We start from the raw sequence: 21,174 nt of genomic DNA, 5'->3' as shown, positions 1-21,174 counted from the left end.
GAGTAAATAAAATGAAAAAAATAGTAAGTATGAGTTTAATCTCAATAGGATTATGTTTAGGTGCAAATGCAAGTGATTATACTATGACCCCCGATGGTAATTATGTTGGTGGAAGTACATATTCAATGACACCAGACGGAAATTATGTTGGTGGTAGCACTTATAATATGGCTCCTGATGGTTCGTATAATAGTGGTAGCACTTCAACTATGACACCTGATGGAAGCTATGTGGGTGGAAGTTCATATCATATGGCACCAGATGGAAGTTATCAAAGTGGTAGTTCTTCTAGTTTAGCTCCAAATGGTGAATATATAGGAAGATAAAACATAATATTTAAGTACAGTATTTTACTGTACTTATTTATATTTTAATTATTGGAATAAATGTGGATAATCTATCAATTATTATAATTACTTTTACAGTTGTTATATTTTTGTATCTATTATATAAAGGTCTAAAATCTGTTTATCAAGATTTTAAAAATATCTATTATTTTAAAATCAAAAATTATTTCATTAAGAAAAAGCAAGAACAATACAGTGAAAAGAAAAAAATCATAGGTATTGGTGGTGGAGGTTCTAATATAGTTGAATATCTGGCAAATCAATATGAAAGCTTAATTATAAATAGCGATAAAAGAGCCTTAGAACAAAAAAAAGTAAAAAATAAAATATATCTTAAAAAACCTGATAATCTAGGTTGTGGTTCTAATGAAAAATGTGGATTTTCTTTAATTACAGAGGATGTATTAAATCAAATTGATAATTTTATAAATGAAAATTTATCAATAACTTTAATAGCAACTCTAGGTGGTGGAGTTGGTAGTGGTTCTACAAAAGCAATAGCAGAATATTTATCAAATAAAAATATCATAGTTAAATGTATTTTAGTAAAACCATTTTCTTGGGAAGGTTCTAAAAAAAGTAATAGAGCAAATGAAACAATAGATTTTTTAAAGCAACTAAAAAATGTATCAATTATAGAAATAGAAAATGATGAGTTAAAAAGTTTTGAGCATTTGAGTATGAAAGAGTCATTTAACTTGCTTAATAACAAGATAAATTTGATGATTTAGTAAATATTACTTTAACAAAAAATTGAAAATAAGAAGAATATCGATACAATAGATAACTTTATATTTAATTATTTTTAGGGTATGTATGTTTAAAATCAACTTCTCAAATCCATTCGTTTATTGGACTGTTATTATTATTTCAATATTAATATTTTCATTTCTTTTTAATAATACAAAAGAAATATATGTAGAAAAAAAAGAAAATACAAATACCTTTGAAAAATATAGTTATCAAAATGGTGAAAAAAAACTAGATACTTATGAATTCCCAGATATAAATGCAAAGTTAGAACCTGAAAAGAATAACATTATCTCAAATTTATTTTCAAAAGACACAAATATTTTGATGATATTTTTACTTATATATTCAATTGGATTATCTATGCTTTTTACATATAGAGAGAAAAGTAGAATCTCAAAAGAGATGTTAGATGAAAAATTGAAAATAGAAAAAGAAAGAATTCAATCAAAAATAAATATATTTGAAGATATTGAAGTTGAACTCAAAAAATATGAAAATATAATTAATCCTGAAATAAAATTAGAAAATTTAGATAAAAGAATTGATACAGATACAAATTATGTATTATTTAATGCTAGAGTTGTTTTAGAAAAAATACTTTTAAATATTTGCAAAGTAAATGAAATCGAAGAAGAATCTTTAAATAAAATGATTTATTTATTATTCAAAAAAGAGATTTTAACTCACCAAACAAAAAGCTATGCACACACTATAAAAGCTTTTGGAAATAGGGTAGCTCATCCAAGTATAAAACAACCAATCATATTTACTTCAAAAGATGCCTTATTAGTATTAAGTACTTTAGTTGCACTATTAGAAATATTTAAAACTCAAAATCTTTTGGTAGGATTAAATAATGATAAGTAAACAATTCATTTTATTTTTTATATTGTGTTCAAGTTTATTTGCAAAAGTTGAAGTAAATTTAGAATTAAATAAAAATGATTCAATTTATAGATTAGAAAATAACGATATAGTATTTAAAGATGACAAATTAAAGTTTAGTATGAAATCTAATAAAGACGAAGTTTTAGAAATTTTTTATAAAACTAATAAAAATAAATTGGAGCTTTTAGAAAAAATTGAATTAAAAAAAGATATTGCTCAAGATTATCCACAATCTAACAAATATATTATTTTAGATGATGAGATTGGCACATTAACTTTTCTAATTAAGTCTAAATCATATCAAAAAGAATTTATATTAAATACTAATCCAAAACATGAAACTTTAATAAATAATGAAGAAAATATAAAAAAAGATGAAAGAGTTTATGTAGATAAATCAAAAATTATTTCAAATGATAGGGGTGAAAAAGAAGCAAATATTATCATTCCTAAACTTGAATCATCAACGGTAGTTATTAACAATAAATCGGATAATTCCATTGGTGCAGGTGTGGTTATAAATGATGGCAAAAATATCTTAACGAATTATCATGTTGTAGAACCAGATAAAGAAAATGTTTATATCGCATTTAAACCAAAACTAGGAAATAAGCCATCGAATAATAATTATTATAAAGTTAAAGTTGTAAAAGTAGATATGACAAAAGATTTAGCATTATTAGAAATGCCTAAAGATTTGATTAGTAAAAATGACTATATTTCTTTAAAACTAGCAGATATCGATTCATTAAAAAAAGGAATGAATATTTATAATATGGGACATCCTCTTGGATATTATTTTGCATTTGAATATGGGATGTTAACAAATATTTTAAATGATTATAGTTGGGATGAATATAAAGCTGATTACATACTACAATACTCTATGAATGCAAATAAAGGTAATTCTGGAAGTCCAATTGTAAATGATAAATTAGAATTGATTGGAATTGGAGCTTTTTCAAATAAAAAAGGAGAAAATCTAAATTTTGGAATATCTGTAATTGATATAAAAAATTTCATTGATTCAAAAGATAGCGTAATAGTGAAAAAGAAAAATGCTGATGAATATAAAAATAAAATTATAGAGCAAGGTTTATATAAAAATATAAAACTTGCAAAAATTGATAGAAATAAAAATGGTATTCCAGATGCTATGATGAAAGATATAGATAATGATGGTATTTGGGATATTATAGCTTATGATACAGATGAAGATGGCTCTTATGAAAGGGTGACAAGTTTTAGATGAAAAAAATATTTATATTAATTTTATTAACAATCCATTTATTGGGTAATACTATCGAATTTGCAAAAGATTTATTTGATAATAAACAACAATACAAAGAAGCTATTGATATATTTCAGAAATTTCCAGATGATGCAGAAGCTCAATATTATATTGGAAAAGCTAATTTTTATGGAATGGGTGTAGAAAAAGATTTAAAAAAAGCTTTTGAATATGCAAAAAAATCAGCTGATAAAAATAATTCTTCTGGACTTAATCTTTTGGGGCTTATATATGCGAATGGAAATGATGAGATGAAAGCTTTTGATTACTTTAAAAAATCTGTAGATTTAGAAAATACAAAAGGTATGTTGAATTTATCAACATATTATATTAGGAGAGAAAATTTCGAAGAAGCAAAAAGATGGCTAAATAATGCACATGACTTAGGTGATTTAAATGCAACTCTTGAATTAGCATTTTTTTTATCATCAACTGAAATTAAAAATTATAAAGAAGCAATTATATACTATGATATTTATATGAAATCTGGTTATAAAATGACTAGTAATATTTATTATAGAATGGCTTCAGCTTATGAAAATATAGGTGATTATGAAAAAGCTTATGAATTTTATGTTAAATCAGTAGAGTTTGGAGATAAAGATGGAATATTAAGTATTATTTATTCAGAAGGTATAAGAAATATTCTTTCTGATGAGGAATATTTAGATTGGTTGAAAAAAGGAGTTGAATTAAAATTAGAATTAGCTTATCAACCTCTTTATATGTATTATCAGGAAAAAAAAGATTTTAAAAATTTAAAATTATTTTTAGAAAAGGCATATTATGAAAATAAGAATTTTGAGATGGGATGTAACTTAAGCTCATATTATTTAAATCTAATGAACTTACGAACTGAAAAACCAGACTATGAGAAAGCTTTTAAGATAGCCAATCAAATAGTAGAAAATAATCCAAAAGCTAATAATCTTGGTAGTTGTTATCGTACTTTATCTTATATGTATGAAAAAGGAGATTATTTATCAAAAGATTTAAATAAAGCTATAGAAATTAGAAAAAAATCTTCAGATATTTCTTATGAGTTTGATAAAAAAGAAGATTTAAAACATATCAACGAAAAAGAAGAAGAATTAAAATATAGATTAAAATTATTTGAAAAATTAGATATAAAAGATGAAAAAGTTTTCCCTATAATAAATAATTTTACAAAAAAAGAACAAGTAATTGCTGCTTTAGAAACTAAAAAATATTTCTTTTTCAGTGTTAATGATAAATCAATAAAAATGTATGATAAAAATAATTTATCACTTTTAAAAGAATTTAGACCTTGGATTTCTTCAGGGTTAGAGGGTAATCCACTACAAATTGTTTTTGATGAAAATAAAAACATACTGTATTTTAGTACTCTAAATAGTACAAATGATATGAGTAAAAATGATTTAATTCATGGTATAGACATACAAAGTGGAAAAATAATTAAAACATTAAAAAATATTATAGCATTTAAAAATATATACTTATCAATTTCTGATGATGGTAAATTTATAGTTGCGATTAACAATAATAATTTAATAAATATAATTAATACTGAAAATAATGAGATTCAGCATTATAATTTAGGGGATCCTATTATTTTATTAGCGGCTAATATTATTAAAGAAAAAGATGATTATGTTGTAAATGTAGTAAGTACAGATAAAAAACTATATAAATTTTCTATAAATTTAAGTAGAAATATATTAATTGAGGATTTTAATTTTCAAACAAATTTTAGGTCATTTAACGGAACTCATGCTGAAAAGATTTTCGAGAATAAAAATAATATAAATATTGAAAATGCAAAGATAAATTCTAAAGATAATCTTGAGTTAAAAATAAACAATAAATTTAAAGAGTTTGATTTTAAAAATTTAATATTCAATGAACAAGATAAATCAATAACATCAGATGATAAAAGTACTTCTTCATTAAGTATAAATCAAAAATACGATGGAAAAGTTATAGAATTTGTAAATATGAAAACAAAAAATAAAAAAGAGTATTTTTTAGTGGGAGATACTAAATTATTAAATTCATATCCAATAAAAGATAAATATATTTTATTAATAACTTCAGATATTACATTTATGCCAATATTGAATGATAAGGGTGAAATAATCGCAAATTTACAAGGTTTTTCTGCTTTTCCAAAAGATATAGATATTAAGAATAATAAATTAGTATATACAGGATTAGATAATATTATTCATATTTTTAATTTAGATATTTTAAGTAAGTTAAAATATGTTAAAAATGAATTTGATAAAGAAGTATTAGAAGGCTTTAGTAAGCAATTTGGTGATGATAAAGATACTATAATAGAAAATTTCCTAAATTTTGGAGAAGAAGATCTTGAAAATTTAAGAAATACTTATAATTTATCATTTACTCCTACTCAAGATCAGATTAAAAACTTTTTTCAACTTTTTATGCATAAAAAAGAAATAATATATCCTCAATTATCTTTATACATTCAAAATGAAAATGATTGGATTATATATACACCAGAAGGTCTATTTACTTATGGTGGGAATGGAAAAGATTTATTAAAATATCATCAAAATCAAGGCTTATATAAAGAAGCTAAGATAATTGAAAATGATAGATTATTTGAAAAATTTTATAGACCTGATTTAATTAAAAAAATACTTGCAGGTGAAAAAGTAGAAATTCCAATGGATGTAAAATCTGTAATATTAAATATTATGCCTCCTGAATTAAAAATTTTAATAAATAAAATGATAAATGCAAAAGATATTGAACTTACTTATCAAGTTTGTGATGCAGGTAATGGAATTGCAGATGCAAAACTTATAATCAATGGACAATCAATAAATCCACCTCAAAGTAGAGGTTTTTCAATTGAGCAAATAGATAATCAAAATGATAAATGTAAGATTTATAAAAGTGTTCATACTTTATATCCTGGTAAAAGTACAATTGAATTTAAAGCCTATGATAAAGATATGAATATTGCAAATGTTAGTGATAAACTTGAAGTAACTGCTGATTATAAAATAATAGAAAAATCAAAAAATATGTCTATTGATGATATTAAAAAATTAGAAACTGAAAACAACAATATTGTACTTGAAAAATCAAATCTTTATTTTTTATCACTTGCAGTTGCTGAGTATGAAGATAAAAATTATAATTTAAAATATACTGTTAATGATGTAGAATCAGTAAAAGAAAAGTTTGTAAAAAATAGTAAAAATACCTTTGAAAATATTTTTACATATAAACTACAAGATAATGAAGTAACAAAAGATAATATCGATAAAATCTTTGATGAAATATCTAAAAAGTTAAAAATAAATGACACTTTTGTACTTTATATAGCAGGTCATGGAACAATTCAAGATGGAAAATATCAATTTATACCTTATAAAATTGATGAAAAAATTTCAATAGATAATATTAAACAAAATCTTGCAAAAATAGCAAATTATACAAATAAGTCATTAGTTATGTTAGATACTTGTTATAGTGGAGCAGTAATTGAAAATATTAGTGATAATGCAACTACAAATAGATTATCTCATGATAACAATAGTATAAATTATATAGTTGCAAGTAGTTCAGAACAAGTTGCACTTGAGGGTTATAACAATCATGGAGTATTTACATATAGTGTACTAGATGCTTTTGATAAAAATCAAACACTTAAAGTAAATGTATTATCTGAACATGTTACAGAATTAGTTCCTAAAATTACTCAAGAAAAATTTCATTTTGAGCAAAGACCTCAAGTAAAATTGAATCAAAATTTTATTTTGTCTGATGATAAATAAAAAGAAGTTTATAATTAAAAAGATGTAAATTGAGTATTTAATTATAAAAAAATATTTAATATAAAGGAAACAGTAAACAATGAATAATGAGCAAAGTATATTTAAAAAGATTAAAGAACAGCTAAGTTTAAGAAATAGATATTTTTATTGGAGCATATTTGTTTTTTTAATTGCTATTTTAACAGGTATAAATAATTATTACTTCTATTCTCATGTTGATAGAAGTAGTAAAAGAGATGTAAGGCAATTAAAAATAATATTAGAAGAACAAATACAGTATTGTAAAAAAAATGGAATGAAAGTTGATGAATGTAATGAATTATTAGAGCTTACAATAATTAATTTTGGCAAAAACGCATATTATAATGACAAATTAACAATAAATGGAGAAATAATCCCAAAAGAAAGAGAACTGAATGATAAAGTAGTAAAATCTGATATAAATATTAGTTTACTTCAAAACAATAGATATGAAGGTTACGAATATCATTCTGAAGTAATTTTTGATAAATATTTATATCTGGATTCAATTTTTAGAAGTATGACTTTTTCAATTAAGGATATTATTAGCATTACATATGAAGATGGATTGAAAGAAGCGTTAAAAAGTTTTAATACGTCTTATTGGTATCGAAGTCGACCTGTAATTGGTTTTGCAATTTTTACATATTTGATTCTATGGCTTTCAAGAAAAAGAAGATTCAAAAATCAAAGAAATATTTCAAGAAGATTTAAAAAATAATTTAGAAGTTCAAAATACTTCTATTATCAAAGATAAAATTACTAAATACGATGCTATTTTAAATCCTCCAATAAATACATTGAGATTTCAGAATTTATTTGATGACCTAGATACAATAGGAACTAAATTTAGAAAGGTTACAGAAAAAATCATTTTTAAAGTTTATGAGGAACAAATAGGAAGAAGACCATTACGAATGTCTCTATCAACAGCTGTGTATGAACTCCATGAGAAAGGCATATTAAGTGATACTGCTAAAAATTATATTTCTATAGTTAGAGTTTATGGAAATATTTCATCTCACTATTCAGATAGTACAATATGTAGAGAAGAAGCTATTGCAATAGCTTCTTCTTTGTTGAATGTTATTGATGAAATCTATGAAAAAAACTTATTAAATAATAATGGAATTTAGATAATTAATAGACAAAATATGACCAAATAAACTTTTATAATTTCTCCATCTAAACAAAAGGGAAAAAAGATGGAGCAATTTATAAAAGGAAATTGGACAGCAGGTTGGACTATGGATTTACATACTGTTTCTTGTTCAAAAAATAGTGATGGTAGTTTTGATACAGTTAGATCTGAAATCGGAGAACTTGTTTATAAATTAAAATATCAACAAGATAACACTACTATTACAAATTTATCTAATATGGTAGCTACTTTTATGAAATCAAGAAGAATCTTTAATTATATTGATGCAATAATTCCTGTACCACCTTCAAAAGATAGAAGTTTACAACCCGTTACTGCAATTGCACTTGAAGCTGGTAAATTAGTAGGAAAAAAAGTAGATACTAATTATATTAAAAAATTAAAATCAACTTCTGAAGTAAAAAATATTCAAAATCCAGATGATAGAGCAAAAATTTTAAAAAATGCTTTTGGAGTAATTGATAATAGATATGAGGGAAAAAATGTATTACTATTTGATGATTTATATAGATCTGGAACTACATTAAAAGAATTAACAAATGTATTATATAAATATGGAAATGTAAAAAATGTTTATATAATTACAATGACAAAAACAAGGGTTAATAGATGAAAAAAGTATTTATATCAGGTTCAATTTCAATAAAAAAGCTTAATTCTGAAATTATTGAAAGTTTGGAAAATATAATTTCAAAAAATTATAAAGTATTAATAGGTGATGCACCTGGAACAGATACTTTAATTCAAGATTTTTTTTCAAAATCAAATTATGATAATGTTGAAGTGTATTCAATATTTAGTTCACCTAGATATATAGCAAATAAAAATTTTCTTTCAAAATATATAAATGTTTCAAGTGAAATAAAAAATGAAAGAGAAAGACAAACATATAAAGATGAAGCTATGTCAAATGATAGTGACTTTAGTTTTGTAATATGGGATGGAAAAAGTAAAGGAAGTTTTGCAAATATTTTAAGAGCAATAGATTCTGATAAATTTGCAAAAGTTTATTATATTTTTGAAGAGAGATTTTTAGAACAAACTAAAATCAATAAAAATGAAATAGAGTTTATTTATCGTACTCATAATGGCTATACAGCTTCTGAAGTTGTGGAGTATCTTCAAAATCAAGGAATTGAAAAATTTAAAAAAACTCAAGACTTAAATAAATATTTATTAGAAAAAAATGTAATAAAAAAAGAAGATAAAATTTATTTACCTACTGAGAAATACTCAAATTTATTAATTACTGAAATGTATAAAGGAAAACCTTCTGGAATAAAATTCAATAATGATTTTATATCTTGGATTGAAAAAGAAATCCTATCTAAACCTGTTCAAGGTGAACTATTCTAATATCAAATTAAATCTTATTATAGACATTATATGTCTATAATAAGTCATATAATTCTTTTATAAATAAACATAAAAGGATTTATTATGAGTGCTTACAATTACAATGAAATATCACAATTCCTACAAAATATCAAAAATTCAGATTTTAATAGAAGTGAACTATTAGCCATCAAAAATGGTTTTGAAGTTGTTTTTGATGAAGACGCTTATAATGGTAGATATTTTATTAAAGATGGTAAAAAATGGATTCATAATATTGAAGCTTTAAAAAGACAATTAAGAGTAAATAGTGACTCTGAACTATCAGAATATGATTATGATGTAGTTGCTTATTATGAAACACACTAATTAATAATAGACAAAATAAGTCTATATGTTTATATAAAATTACAGAATAAATACTTAAAAGGATTAATAAAATAAAATGGAAACAGCAAGTAATATCTCAACAACACAAAATAAAGCTTTTGAAGAAATCTTTGCAAAATTAGATAATATGATTAAAACTAATATGGTTTGGGATAATGAAATTTCATTAAGTGGAGCAGCTGGTACAGGAAAAACATATCTTACAACAAAACTAGTACAAAAACTTCAAAAAGAGTATCATATTACAATAACTGCACCAACGCATAAAGCTTTGCAAGTTTTAAGACAAAATCTTTTAGGTGAAGATGCAGATACAACAAATGTTGAAACAAAAACATTACAATCTTTTTTAAATTTAAAACTCGTTACAGATTATGATAAAGGAATTCAAAAATTTGAACCATCAAAAGCAAAAGATAAAGATGAGACAAATACAGATATTTTAATCGTAGATGAGAGTTCTATGGTTAGCGGAAATCTTTATGACTATGTTATAAAAGCTATTGAAATTGGAAGAATTAAAGCTGTATTGTATGTTGGAGATGAGTATCAATTACTTCCTGTGGATAATCATAAAAACAAAGTATTAGAAGTAAAAAATAAATATAGACTTGAAAAAATAGTAAGACAAGCTCAAGGTAGTTATATTATCAATATGGCTACAAAAGCTAGAAATATAATCAAATCAAAACAATATATTTCTATAAAAGAGTTTTTTGAAGATGAAACATTTAAAAATAATGTGCAATTTTTTACAAATCAAAAAGATTTTCATAATGATTTTTGTACACCTGATACTTGGGCAAAAAAAGATAAAGTAATAGCAAGTTTTACAAATGCAAGTGTTGAATCTCACAATAGAATAATTAGAAATAGATATTGGGAAAATCAAAATGTAATAAGTCCTTTACCATTATTACAAAGTGATAAAGTGATTTTTCAAGAAGCAAATGTAATCAATGAAAAAATAATTCATCAAAATAGTGATATTGTAGAGTTATCAAGTGCTAAGAAAATATATTTTGAACCATTAAAAATATATTTTTGGGATTGTTTGGATTTAAATAATAAACCATTTAAAGTTATAGATCCAGATTCAAAAACTAGATTCAAAAATATTTTAGATGATATAGCAAAAAATGCAAAAAGTGAAAAAAATTATACTGAACGAACAAAAAAATGGAAATTTTTCTTTGAACTTAAAGAGCTATTTGTAGATGTAAAATATACTTATGCGTCAACAATTCATAAATTACAAGGAAGTACTTATGAAACTGTATATATAGATTTAAGCGAAATAGAAAATATGAAAGATAAAGATATGATGTTTAGACTTTTATATGTAGCAATCACAAGAGCCTCTACTAATATAAAAGTATTATTGCCAACAAATGAAGATACAACATTGATTGATATTCAAAATAATGTTTTAAATTCACTTGATAGTAGGCTTGATATGTTGGGGATTGAATTTTAATAAATATTTATATAGACATGATATGTCCATCTATAAAGATAAAATTAGATAGAATAAAAAAGGATTAGTTATGAATTCAAATGATTTAAATAAAATTCTAAACGAATATTTAGGAAAAACAAACATCCAACCTAGTATAGAAGTTTTTAATGATAGAAAATATAGCAAAAGAGGATGGCAATACAAAAAGTATGGAAATTCTACAGCAGGATATGATAAATTAATGAAGTGTAAGAAAGAAATGGAAGAGTTAGATTATATTTGTAAAGATACTAGGAATGACTATGATTTAAGAGCCTATCAAACATACATTTTTTATGCAAATAATAGCATTGTTACTGTTAACACCTCCCCTAGCAGAAGTGGTAGTAGTTGCGAATATATTTTTAAAACATATAAAGAAGGAATAAATTAGAGTGAAATCAGACTATAAAAACTTAACATTTAAAGAATTATATAACCAAATTTTCAAAGATGGAATAGTTACAAAACAAAATAAAGATAGGTTATTTAAACTTGCCAAAGCTAATGAGGATATTAAAACAATAGAAAAAATGGCTAATGAATTAGATTTTAAAAGTGCAAAAGCTTTTTTATCGAAGCAAAAAAATTTATCACTTGAAGATACCATTAAAAATAGTGATGCTCTGTCTTTTAAAAAATTAGTTGATGAGGGAGCTGATATATCTAAAATAAAAGTTAGTGACTTAATTGATAAAAGACATGATGATGAGATTATAAAAATTTTTATTAAAAAAGGTTATTATGTAAATGTTGCTCAACTTGTCAAAAAAAAATTTGATATTAAAACAATCAAGTTAGCACTAGATAATGGTGCAAAAGTTGATGATGTAGATAATAGTGGTTTGACTGGAATATTATACGCATGTGAATATAAAAATAATAACATTCTAAAACTATTGCTTTCAAATGGTGCTAATCCAAATAAAAGTAATAGTTCTAGAACTTCTCCATTATTGATTTCAATTGATAAAGGTTGTTATGAAAATGTAAAAATATTATTAGAATATCATGCAGATGTTAATTTTCAATCATCTATAGATGGTGTAACTCCTTTAATAGCTGCTTTAGATGATAAAAATTTAGAAATTGCTAAATTACTGTTAACTGAGGGAACTAATATTGATGTTAATTTACAGGATATTAATAATTCCACTGCATTGACAAAAGCAGCATATGAAAACTATATAGATATTGTAAAACTCTTATTAACTAAAAAGGATATTAAACTAAACCTACAAGGATACAAGGGAGGGACAGCCTTATTAAATGCTGTTCAGAATCAAAATTCAGAAATAGCATATTTATTACTTGATGCTGGAGCAGATGCTAGTATATCTAATGAGTTTAATACCAATGCTTTAAATTATTCTCTTGAAAATTTAGATTATGAAATGTCAAATTTACTTATTAAAAAAGGAATCATTCCAATAGTAAAAAAATTGGATCAAAAGCAAATAGACATCCAAAATAATTCACAAATGTTGACTCAAAAATTTATTGAGAAACTAAAAGAATTAATCAAAAATAAAGAAGTGGCACTTAATTTGATTAAAGAAATAATATTATGCAAGAAAATAAAAACAGATTTTTTAAATGAATATAGGTTAGATATTGATTTAAAAAAAATTGACAAAAATAATTTAAATAAAGAAATTATTGAATTTATTGAAACATTACTTACAGAAGAATTGATTATGTTAGAAAAAATAAATAAAAAAAGAATCCCTGAAATTATACTAATGGGCTACAAAATTGATTTTTTTAAAAAACATATTAATATCATTATGCAGCAATTTTTACTTGGAATATATAGTAATGATCAATATAGTAATATAAAACATGATGAATATGAAAATGAATATTTATACAGATTAATATTAAGAGATCAAATTGATGGAAAAGTTATAGTTGATATATATGAAAACTCCCTAATTCATAATTTTGAAACAAACATAGGTAAAAGATTTCGAGTTGAATATAAACGCATTAATGAGAACTTATATTATGATAAAAAATGTGGATATATAATGATTATTAACGATTATTTTGTTGAAAAACCCTTAAAAGGAGGAGTTGCTATATATAAGTTTAATTTAGTAGATGAATTTAATAATATTATTTCTACTTCAAACAAATTGATTCATAATCCAAAGCTTTTATCAAATAAATTAAAAAAATTCAGTGAACCAAAATTAAAATACACTAATCATGATTGGGATCAATCAAATTTAACCTATGAAAAATTTATAAGTGATGCTAGAGATGGATGGAATGAAATTAAAAACGATATTCTGATATTAACTAAAGATGAAAATAACAATAGTAAGCTTTATTCAAATATTGAAAGTTTTCTATTTAACAAGCATCTTGGAAATGTTACTCCTTCTGGTGAAATTGTTTGCTGGGGAAAAGGTGATGATAAGTTTACAGAGGGGTGGTCTTCAGATAAGATTATAAAAATTGGAAATAAACCTCATACGGATAAGACTTTTAAAATTATTATGGATTATTTTAAAAGTCTATTTGTAATTAAGCAAGATAGTAAAGATCTAAAACTATTAAAAAAATTTACTAAATTAAGAAAAGAAAATATGTATGATTTTAAACTTGATTTAGAACAAATAAAAACAGTTGATCATGAAAATATTTTTACTGATGTAGAAAGATTAGAATTTGCACTTAGTACAATATTATCAGAAATCAATGATCGAGTTGATCGAGGGAATGAAGTTAAAGTTATTATTGAGCCAGATAAAAAGACTAATACAGTAGTTTTAAAAATTATTCATATTGGTTCTACTTCTAAAAGTGATGTAGATGATTTGGTAAAAGCTATTAATAAAAGTGGATTTAAAGGAATTTATGAAAATTTGAGATCAGTTTGTGATTGGAGTATTGAAACATTTTGCTCTGACGAAAAAAGATATAAAATAGATTACTTATATCAAGAAATCGATAATAATAAACCACATTCTTATCCAATTGAAAATGAAATAGAAGGGTTTACACATATTTTAAGGTTTTATGTATGAAAAAAGTTATTTTACTAGAAGATAAAATAGATCGTGATAGTTTAAAACAGTCTAACATTGATTTTACAAAATACGATAATATAGAAGCAGTTTTCGGTAAAGATAACTGCAATAAATATTTGAATAATTTTAACGAACTTGATGCTTTTGATACTGTCATCATTCATGCGAGTATTCAATATGAAGAAAAAAATATTATTCAGCAGTTAAAAAACTATTGTAGTAATAAGTCTTTAGTAATTTTTTCTGGTGGTGGAGATATTGGCACTTTTAAAAATAATATGCTAGAGGTAACAGCAAAAAGTCTTTATGGTAACCTTTCAATATTTTTAGAAAAGTATCCAAAAGATAGTCATATTTTAATGCTTGCTTATGGTGAAAACTGGTCTTTAAATATATTGCTTAATACCCTTGAAAAACTTAATATTTTGATTGAAGATAGTGATGAAAGTTTTGAAGAGGATTTTGATGAATTTGAAGATGACTTTTTTCATCAAATAAAAAAAATTTTAAACCATGAAAATTACAAATCAATATTTAATGATGTTATAATAAATAATTATGAAATCAACTTATCTCAAATAAAAGTTATAAAAGATAATCTATTAAACATTATCAATAGGATTATTTATGAATAATGAAATTTTAATTCATAATGACAATATTTCTAAAAGTGTTAGTAGAGAATTTGAATCTCAAAATATAATTCACTTTGATTATTTAAGTAGTGATTATAATAAACTAGATGACTATATATCAAAAGTTATAGTTGAGGACCTTAAAACTAAAAATTTTAATATGATATTTATTAAAGACAATTTATCATTGAATTATCTTGAGCTATATGGTCTTAGAGTAGCATATCATATTAGATTATCTCAAGAGTTAGGTGAAAAAAAATTTATTCCTATAGTGATATTAAGTGATTTAAATACCTGTGGTTTAAATAAAATAGAACCTATGTCCAGAATAACTTTTACAAAAAATGTATATGTAGAGCCAAATAATTTGTTAATTATTGAAAAATATAAAAACAAAACTTTTTCTAAATTTAATGAAATAAATTATAAAAAAGATTTTTTAGATTTAATAAATATTGAATCTCCCGAAAACTCCACGAACCATAGTATAGCAAATGAATGGGCAATTTATAAATGGGCAAAAGAATTAGGAATAACTGATTCTCAATCTATCAACAATACTATTGCTAAAATATCTAATCATTTATATTTTAAATATTTGCAACAGTTACATCAAATTGAAGATGATATTAATATTTTAGAAGAAAAGAAACAAGTCAAGTGTCCTCCTAGTTTAAAAATTGTTAAACAAAAAGCTACATCAGAAAAAAAGATAATGATTATTGATGATGAACTTGATAAAGGCTGGGAAGATATATTTGAAGAATATTTTAAAAAGAAAAGAAACTTTACTATATCTAAAGATCTGCCTTTTGAGTTTAAGAATAAAAATTATGAAGATATAGAAGAAAATATAATAAATATTATTTTTGAAGAAAAACCAGATCTAATAATTTTGGATATGAGATTAGTTGTTATCGACCATAAAAAAGAAACTAATCCTGAAGATATTTCGGGAATAAAACTTTTAAATAAAATAAAATGTACATCACTAGATACAAAGTTAAATCCAGGTATTCAAGTAGTAATGTTAAGTGCAACCACTAGAAGTGATATTCTTGAACAAGCTTATAAAGAAAACAAGATAGTTGGATATATTCAAAAAGATCATATGGAAAATAGATTCTTTTCAACAAAAGAAAATATTGAAAAATTATCTGAACTATTAATAAATGCTGAAAAAAATTTTTACATGAAAAATATTTGGAGTACTCAAAAAGAAATTTTAAATTTCAACATAATAAAAAGATCCTCAGATGAATATATGATTTCTATAAAATTACAGGTAGAAAGTATTTTCAATTTATTGAATAGTAATCTGGAAAAGAAAATAAATTTAGTAATATTGTCGTTTTATAACATCATTGAGTTTTTAATTAAATATTATGGTGGAACACATGGATCAGGATTTAGTCAAATAAAAGATATTTGCAATGATAAATTGGGCATCCATACTTTAGATACTTCATTGAGTGAAATTATATGCACTAGAAATTATAAGGCTCATGGTGAAGATGAGACGGAAATTCAAAAATATTGTCAAAAAAATACAATTAAAGATCCAAATAATACCTATATTATTAAATGGTTTGAAGCAATAAAAGAAATATTAAAAGAAATTAATAAAAAGGAATCAAAATAATGGAATACAAATACAATATAGAAGATTTTAAAAATATAGATTTTGGAGAAACAAATGAACAAGAAGAAAAAATTCTTGAGTTTTGTACAACATTAAAAACTACTAAAGAGATATTTGATTACTTAAATATAGATGATGATTTAGATTCTTTTCAAATGACTATAGATGAAATGGTAGATTATGGACTTTTATTAGAAAGATTTCCAAATAAACCTGATCATCCTAAACAAAAATACAAACGAAATAAATCAGTTAAAGAAGAAACTAAACAAACAAGAAGAGTATTAGAACTTATTAACAGATTTAATAATGGCGAAAAAATTTGTATTGAAGGATTGCAGAAAGCTGCACAAGATGCTTATGATTATAATGGTTCAGAATTAGACAAGCTATGGTTTAATGAAAGTACTAAAAATAAAATGGGTATTCCACAACCTATGTCAGAAAAAAGTATTCGAAGAGATTTAGATATTATAAAATCTCATTTTCCAAGAGCATTTGAATTAATTACTACAGAAAAAGGTTGTTATAAATCATTGGGTAAAAAGATGTTTGATAATTTTTTAAATCCTGAAGCACTTTCACTAATGATTCAAACTTTTACTATTGCTCAGCGAAGTAATATGTTTGATAGTTTTGATATTAGTGAAGAAGATAAAGCTATATTAAATAAAAAAGCAAAAGAAAAAAATAAAATTTATGAATTTAAAAATAGACCATTTGAACATATTGAAAAAGATATGGAGTATTTTCATATTATTGAGAAAAATATAAAAGATAGAAAAACTTTATATTTTGAATATGAAGAGATGAGTGGTAATGTAATGAAAATAGAAGTAAAACCTTATAAAATTTTGTTTATGAATGATAACTTTTATGTAGGGTGTGCAGTAGATAATGAATATCTATATAGTACATATAGAATATCAAGAATTCTAGATATAAAAGAATTAGGTAAAAGATTTATTCTAGATCCAGAAATTGAACAATTTATTAAAGATTCACAAACTCCTTTTAGTAGATATGTTAAAGGGTATAAATCAAAAATGATTGATGTTATCATTGAGGTAGTTAGTAAAAAAGCTTTTTATTTTAGTTCTAAAAATTATTTATCATCACAAGAGATTATTGAAAAGAAAGAAAATGGAAATTTATTAATAAAATATTCAGTTACACAAGAAATAGAGGTAGTAGAATTGATAAAAAAATGGATACCTTATGTTAAAGTAATTGAACCATTAAGTCTAAAAAATAGTATTGAAAATGAATTAAAAGAGTATTTAAAAGTATAATTTCTCAATTTATGTCTAAATCATAAGATAATATTCTCAAAATTTTAAAGAGGTATTACTTATGAAAATCAAAATAAATCTAAAAAAATCACAAATCAAACAACGAATTACATGGGGTTTTAATCCTACTAATAGGGTAAAACCTAGTAAGAGAATCTATAATAGGAAAAAATTAAAGAATCAATATTAAATCAGTTATAAAATTTATTTAATATGACAATTGACATAATATGTCAAAATCTATCAATATTATTCTTCATAAATTTTATAAAGGAATAATATGAAAAAACTAATAGCTACTCACAATAAAATCTTCCACGCAGATGAAGTAACAGCAATTGCACTTTTACAAATTTTTACTGATTATGAAATAGAAGTTGAAAGAATTGACCATGATACTAATGATTTCTCTAAATATGATTTTGTAATAGATATTAGTAAAAAATATGATGGAATAAAATATTTTGATCATCATCAGTTTAAAGGTGGAAAAAGTTCAGCTGGTTTAATTTGGGAATATTTGGATTTAAGTGAAAAATATCCGAAAATTTCTAAACTTATTGATTTAGTTGATAGAAATGATGTTGGAATTGAGAAGGCAAAACCATTTGAGTTTTCATCTTTAATTAAATGCTATAACACTAGAAATTTATTATCAGAAGAACAAAATCAACAATTTTATAGAGCTGTTGATTTTGCAAAAAATGTAATTTTATCAATGAAAGATATGGAAGAGGGGATGATAAAAGCAAAAGATATTATAAATAGTTCTTTTAGTTTTAATCATAACCCAAAAATTATTGAATTAAGTGAATTTACACCCTATTGGACAAGCTATATAAATGGAACTACTATGCCATTTATAAAAGCAGTTGTTTGGGAAGATGAAGATGATAATACATGGAAAGTAAAAGTACCTTCAAAAACTGTTGGTTCTTTTGAACTAAATGGTAAAGCATTAAAACAAGATAATAATATGGAATTTGTTCATTCTAATGGACATTTTGCAATTGCCAAAGATGAGATAACGATGATTAAATATCTATCTAAGAATATTTGATCAATTTAAAAATAATCACAAGGTAAAAATTATGGAAAATCAAAAATCACACAAACCAAAAATAGCTTTTGTGTGGGCTGAAAATGCTAAAGCTAAAATCACTAATATGATTTCTAAGGATAATTACTATAAATATTCAAAATATAACGTTTTTGATATGGACATTCCAATATCAGAGATGGATCACAATGACCCTGCAAAAGTTAAAAGAGTTGAAACAAAAGATATAGATATTTCTGATCTTGAAAGATGGTTAAGAGAAGAAGAAACTACTAATAAAATAACATTGAGATACAGAAAACTTCTTAGCCAAAAACAAGATGCAGATATAATAACTTGCTCAACCCAAGTTAATTCAGGTGATGTCGCTTTTACAGATTGGAAATGGATTAAACTTATAAGAAATGATCAAATAATTGATCAGTTTAAAATATTAACTAAAAATAGGGAATTACAAGAAATACAAAAATGAACACTCTATCTTGGCATTTAAATCTAAATATAAATAGTGTGAGAAATCTATTTTCACAAATAGAGCTTCCTTATGAGATTGATTGCTATGTTTGTAGTTGTGGACATAATGAAATTATAATTAAAGAACAAAAGGGTATTTTAGATTATATTTGTTTGCATTGTGAAAATGAATTTTTTTGTAATGCAAATTTTTATAATAATAACCACAGTTGGTATGAACCAATTTATGAGTTATTTGATGAAGATTTTATTTTGTATTTAAAGCCAAATGTATATTATGATGAAAATAATAAGATAATAAGAGCTGCTTTCCAAATTAAAGTCCCAAAAACAGTAGATTTAGCAAGTAATAAAATAATTTATACAGATAAAGATATTTTTGAATTAGAAATAGATCAATTTGGAAACTATAAAGAACAGCTACACACTAATTTTAATTTAAATGGTGAATTAACTGAAAAAGAGATAATGTTTTATAAATATGTTTCCCAAGAAGATTTAATTAATAGAAATTTTTATTTGACTGAGTATAAAAAAAGTATATTAAAAGAATTAAAAAATTGTAAATATGCATTTAATTCTAAAGTAGCCTTAAAAACATCAAATTTAAAAGAGTATTGTTATTTTATAAAACATAATAATCTTTTAGATTTAGAATTCTTTAAATGGAAAAATGTAGAAATACTACCTAAAGATGAAAAGTTTACCATACTTAAAGCACTTGATTTTGTTATGAACTATAGAAAAGAGAAATCATTAAAGAAATTAGTATTTGATAATTACAAATTTCAGATGAAAGAATATAAATCTTATGATTTGGTTTATATTTACTCGATTACTAGAAATATAAAAGATATAAATATTTTAAATAGAATGATGAATCTAGATTTTTATTTGCATAGAGAGTACATAAATCATCCAACAAATTTATGCCAATTTATTAAATTCTTAACTAAAAACTTTAGTGAGAAACAAATAGAAAAACTTTTTATTTCTTATAAACAAGCGGAAATGTTTTGGTTAAATGACTCAGTTTTGATATTTTTTGAAATAGCTAATGATGCTGAAGATTTAGTACTTAGTAAATGTAAAAAAGAAAATATTCATAATGATATAATCAAATATCATCAAATGCTTTTAACTAAAAAAGATTTTGATACAACATTTGAATTTGATGATAAATTTTTAAAAGCTTGCACAAATATTTTAGATTATGAGATAAAACTACCAACAAATGGAATAGAGCTTTATGATTGGTCGAATAAACTTCAAAATTGTCTCTCAGGATATTGCAGAATAATTAAAGAGAAACAAACAATTGTATATGGTTTTTTCAAAGATAGTGTAATTAAATTTGCAGTTGAAATACAAGATAATAAAATATTTCAATCTAAAAGTAAATATAATCAAGATCTTCAAGATAAAGAGATGAGTTTAGTAAATGGTTGGTTCAAAGAGTATTTTGAAGAGAAAATATCTACTGAAAATTCAGAAAAAGATACCTAAAATTAGTATTTAGACAAAATATGACCAGTTAAATCTATATAGTTT

Annotated in this window: 19 protein-coding genes; all 19 read left to right on the top strand. The window is 23.4% G+C overall.

Annotation, left to right across the window (positions count from 1 at the left end; translation table 11 throughout):
* The first annotated feature begins 11 nt into the window (after window positions 1–11).
* The 19 genes from ACBT_RS00785 to ACBT_RS00695 all read left to right on the top strand — a co-directional run bounded on the left by ACBT_RS00785 (window position 12) and on the right by ACBT_RS00695 (window position 21,129).
* Window positions 12–326: a hypothetical protein gene (locus tag ACBT_RS00785; RefSeq protein ID WP_176325329.1), complete on the top strand. Its 315-nt coding sequence runs from the start codon at window positions 12–14 to the stop codon at window positions 324–326.
* A gap of 62 nt (window positions 327–388) precedes the next feature.
* A complete protein-coding gene (locus ACBT_RS00780) occupies window positions 389–1,078 on the top strand; it encodes an FtsZ/tubulin family protein (RefSeq protein WP_176325328.1) in 690 nt (229 codons plus the stop codon).
* 85 nt (window positions 1,079–1,163) lie between these two features.
* Window positions 1,164–1,967, top strand: coding sequence for a DUF4145 domain-containing protein (locus ACBT_RS00775; RefSeq protein ID WP_176325327.1), 804 nt, complete (start codon window positions 1,164–1,166; stop codon window positions 1,965–1,967).
* A complete protein-coding gene (locus tag ACBT_RS00770; protein ID WP_176325326.1) occupies window positions 1,957–3,240 on the top strand; it encodes a S1 family peptidase in 1,284 nt (427 codons plus the stop codon). Before ACBT_RS00775 ends, ACBT_RS00770 begins: the two co-directional genes overlap by 11 nt.
* Complete coding sequence (locus ACBT_RS00765; protein ID WP_176325325.1) at window positions 3,237–7,073, top strand: caspase family protein; 3,837 nt, start codon at window positions 3,237–3,239, stop codon at window positions 7,071–7,073. Before ACBT_RS00770 ends, ACBT_RS00765 begins: the two co-directional genes overlap by 4 nt.
* 79 nt (window positions 7,074–7,152) lie before the next feature.
* Window positions 7,153–7,815 carry a hypothetical protein gene (locus ACBT_RS00760; RefSeq protein WP_176325324.1) on the top strand — a complete coding sequence of 221 codons (663 nt, stop codon included), beginning with the start codon at window positions 7,153–7,155 and terminating at the stop codon, window positions 7,813–7,815.
* 79 nt (window positions 7,816–7,894) lie between these two features.
* Entirely contained in the window at window positions 7,895–8,230 is a 336-nt protein-coding gene (locus ACBT_RS00755) for a DUF4145 domain-containing protein (protein ID WP_176325323.1), read from the top strand.
* Window positions 8,231–8,299: 69 nt separating this feature from the next.
* The gene (locus ACBT_RS00750) at window positions 8,300–8,869 is read left to right on the top strand and encodes a ComF family protein (RefSeq protein ID WP_176325322.1); all 570 of its coding nucleotides are present in this window, start codon (window positions 8,300–8,302) and stop codon (window positions 8,867–8,869) included.
* A complete protein-coding gene (locus ACBT_RS00745; protein WP_176325321.1) occupies window positions 8,866–9,612 on the top strand; it encodes a hypothetical protein in 747 nt (248 codons plus the stop codon). The genes ACBT_RS00750 and ACBT_RS00745 overlap by 4 nt, the downstream gene beginning before the upstream one ends.
* An 84-nt stretch (window positions 9,613–9,696) precedes the next feature.
* Entirely contained in the window at window positions 9,697–9,960 is a 264-nt protein-coding gene (locus ACBT_RS00740; protein ID WP_176325320.1) for a hypothetical protein, read from the top strand.
* A 76-nt stretch (window positions 9,961–10,036) separates the two neighbouring features.
* Complete coding sequence (locus ACBT_RS00735) at window positions 10,037–11,458, top strand: ATP-dependent DNA helicase (RefSeq protein WP_176325319.1); 1,422 nt, start codon at window positions 10,037–10,039, stop codon at window positions 11,456–11,458.
* A gap of 70 nt (window positions 11,459–11,528) precedes the next feature.
* Window positions 11,529–11,873, top strand: coding sequence for a hypothetical protein (locus ACBT_RS00730; protein WP_176325318.1), 345 nt, complete (start codon window positions 11,529–11,531; stop codon window positions 11,871–11,873).
* 1 nt (window position 11,874) lies between these two features.
* Window positions 11,875–14,514, top strand: coding sequence for an ankyrin repeat domain-containing protein (locus ACBT_RS00725; RefSeq protein ID WP_176325317.1), 2,640 nt, complete (start codon window positions 11,875–11,877; stop codon window positions 14,512–14,514).
* Window positions 14,511–15,152 carry a hypothetical protein gene (locus ACBT_RS00720; RefSeq protein WP_176325316.1) on the top strand — a complete coding sequence of 214 codons (642 nt, stop codon included), beginning with the start codon at window positions 14,511–14,513 and terminating at the stop codon, window positions 15,150–15,152. The genes ACBT_RS00725 and ACBT_RS00720 overlap by 4 nt, the downstream gene beginning before the upstream one ends.
* Window positions 15,145–16,797, top strand: a complete 1,653-nt coding sequence (locus ACBT_RS00715; RefSeq protein WP_176325315.1) for a response regulator — start codon at window positions 15,145–15,147, stop codon at window positions 16,795–16,797. Before ACBT_RS00720 ends, ACBT_RS00715 begins: the two co-directional genes overlap by 8 nt.
* On the top strand, window positions 16,797–18,089 hold the full coding sequence (locus ACBT_RS00710) for a WYL domain-containing protein (RefSeq protein ID WP_176325314.1): 1,293 nt from the start codon (window positions 16,797–16,799) through the stop codon (window positions 18,087–18,089). The genes ACBT_RS00715 and ACBT_RS00710 overlap by 1 nt, the downstream gene beginning before the upstream one ends.
* Before the next feature lie 280 nt (window positions 18,090–18,369).
* Window positions 18,370–19,149: an MYG1 family protein gene (locus ACBT_RS00705; protein ID WP_176325313.1), complete on the top strand. Its 780-nt coding sequence runs from the start codon at window positions 18,370–18,372 to the stop codon at window positions 19,147–19,149.
* Window positions 19,150–19,180: 31 nt separating this feature from the next.
* A complete protein-coding gene (locus ACBT_RS00700) occupies window positions 19,181–19,621 on the top strand; it encodes a hypothetical protein (protein ID WP_176325312.1) in 441 nt (146 codons plus the stop codon).
* Window positions 19,618–21,129: a PcfJ domain-containing protein gene (locus tag ACBT_RS00695; protein WP_176325311.1), complete on the top strand. Its 1,512-nt coding sequence runs from the start codon at window positions 19,618–19,620 to the stop codon at window positions 21,127–21,129. The genes ACBT_RS00700 and ACBT_RS00695 overlap by 4 nt, the downstream gene beginning before the upstream one ends.
* Window positions 21,130–21,174: the final 45 nt, after the last annotated feature.

This window comes from Aliarcobacter cibarius (genome assembly GCF_013372265.1).
Taxonomy (GTDB): Bacteria; Campylobacterota; Campylobacteria; order Campylobacterales; family Arcobacteraceae; genus Aliarcobacter; species Aliarcobacter cibarius.
This window is presented reverse-complemented; position numbering and strand designations above follow the sequence as displayed.

What these genes read in the sequence shown, in the direction of transcription:
- ACBT_RS00760 (WP_176325324.1), top strand. Translation starts at nt 7,153, where the DNA reads ATGAATAATGAGCAAAGTATATTTAAAAAGATTAAAGAACAGCTAAGT.
- ACBT_RS00765 (WP_176325325.1), top strand. Translation starts at nt 3,237, where the DNA reads ATGAAAAAAATATTTATATTAATTTTATTAACAATCCATTTATTGGGT.
- ACBT_RS00785 (WP_176325329.1), top strand. Translation starts at nt 12, where the DNA reads ATGAAAAAAATAGTAAGTATGAGTTTAATCTCAATAGGATTATGTTTA.
- ACBT_RS00745 (WP_176325321.1), top strand. Translation starts at nt 8,866, where the DNA reads ATGAAAAAAGTATTTATATCAGGTTCAATTTCAATAAAAAAGCTTAAT.
- ACBT_RS00710 (WP_176325314.1), top strand. Translation starts at nt 16,797, where the DNA reads ATGGAATACAAATACAATATAGAAGATTTTAAAAATATAGATTTTGGA.
- ACBT_RS00695 (WP_176325311.1), top strand. Translation starts at nt 19,618, where the DNA reads ATGAACACTCTATCTTGGCATTTAAATCTAAATATAAATAGTGTGAGA.
- ACBT_RS00700 (WP_176325312.1), top strand. Translation starts at nt 19,181, where the DNA reads ATGGAAAATCAAAAATCACACAAACCAAAAATAGCTTTTGTGTGGGCT.
- ACBT_RS00750 (WP_176325322.1), top strand. Translation starts at nt 8,300, where the DNA reads ATGGAGCAATTTATAAAAGGAAATTGGACAGCAGGTTGGACTATGGAT.
- ACBT_RS00775 (WP_176325327.1), top strand. Translation starts at nt 1,164, where the DNA reads ATGTTTAAAATCAACTTCTCAAATCCATTCGTTTATTGGACTGTTATT.
- ACBT_RS00730 (WP_176325318.1), top strand. Translation starts at nt 11,529, where the DNA reads ATGAATTCAAATGATTTAAATAAAATTCTAAACGAATATTTAGGAAAA.
- ACBT_RS00770 (WP_176325326.1), top strand. Translation starts at nt 1,957, where the DNA reads ATGATAAGTAAACAATTCATTTTATTTTTTATATTGTGTTCAAGTTTA.
- ACBT_RS00735 (WP_176325319.1), top strand. Translation starts at nt 10,037, where the DNA reads ATGGAAACAGCAAGTAATATCTCAACAACACAAAATAAAGCTTTTGAA.
- ACBT_RS00715 (WP_176325315.1), top strand. Translation starts at nt 15,145, where the DNA reads ATGAATAATGAAATTTTAATTCATAATGACAATATTTCTAAAAGTGTT.
- ACBT_RS00740 (WP_176325320.1), top strand. Translation starts at nt 9,697, where the DNA reads ATGAGTGCTTACAATTACAATGAAATATCACAATTCCTACAAAATATC.
- ACBT_RS00705 (WP_176325313.1), top strand. Translation starts at nt 18,370, where the DNA reads ATGAAAAAACTAATAGCTACTCACAATAAAATCTTCCACGCAGATGAA.
- ACBT_RS00720 (WP_176325316.1), top strand. Translation starts at nt 14,511, where the DNA reads ATGAAAAAAGTTATTTTACTAGAAGATAAAATAGATCGTGATAGTTTA.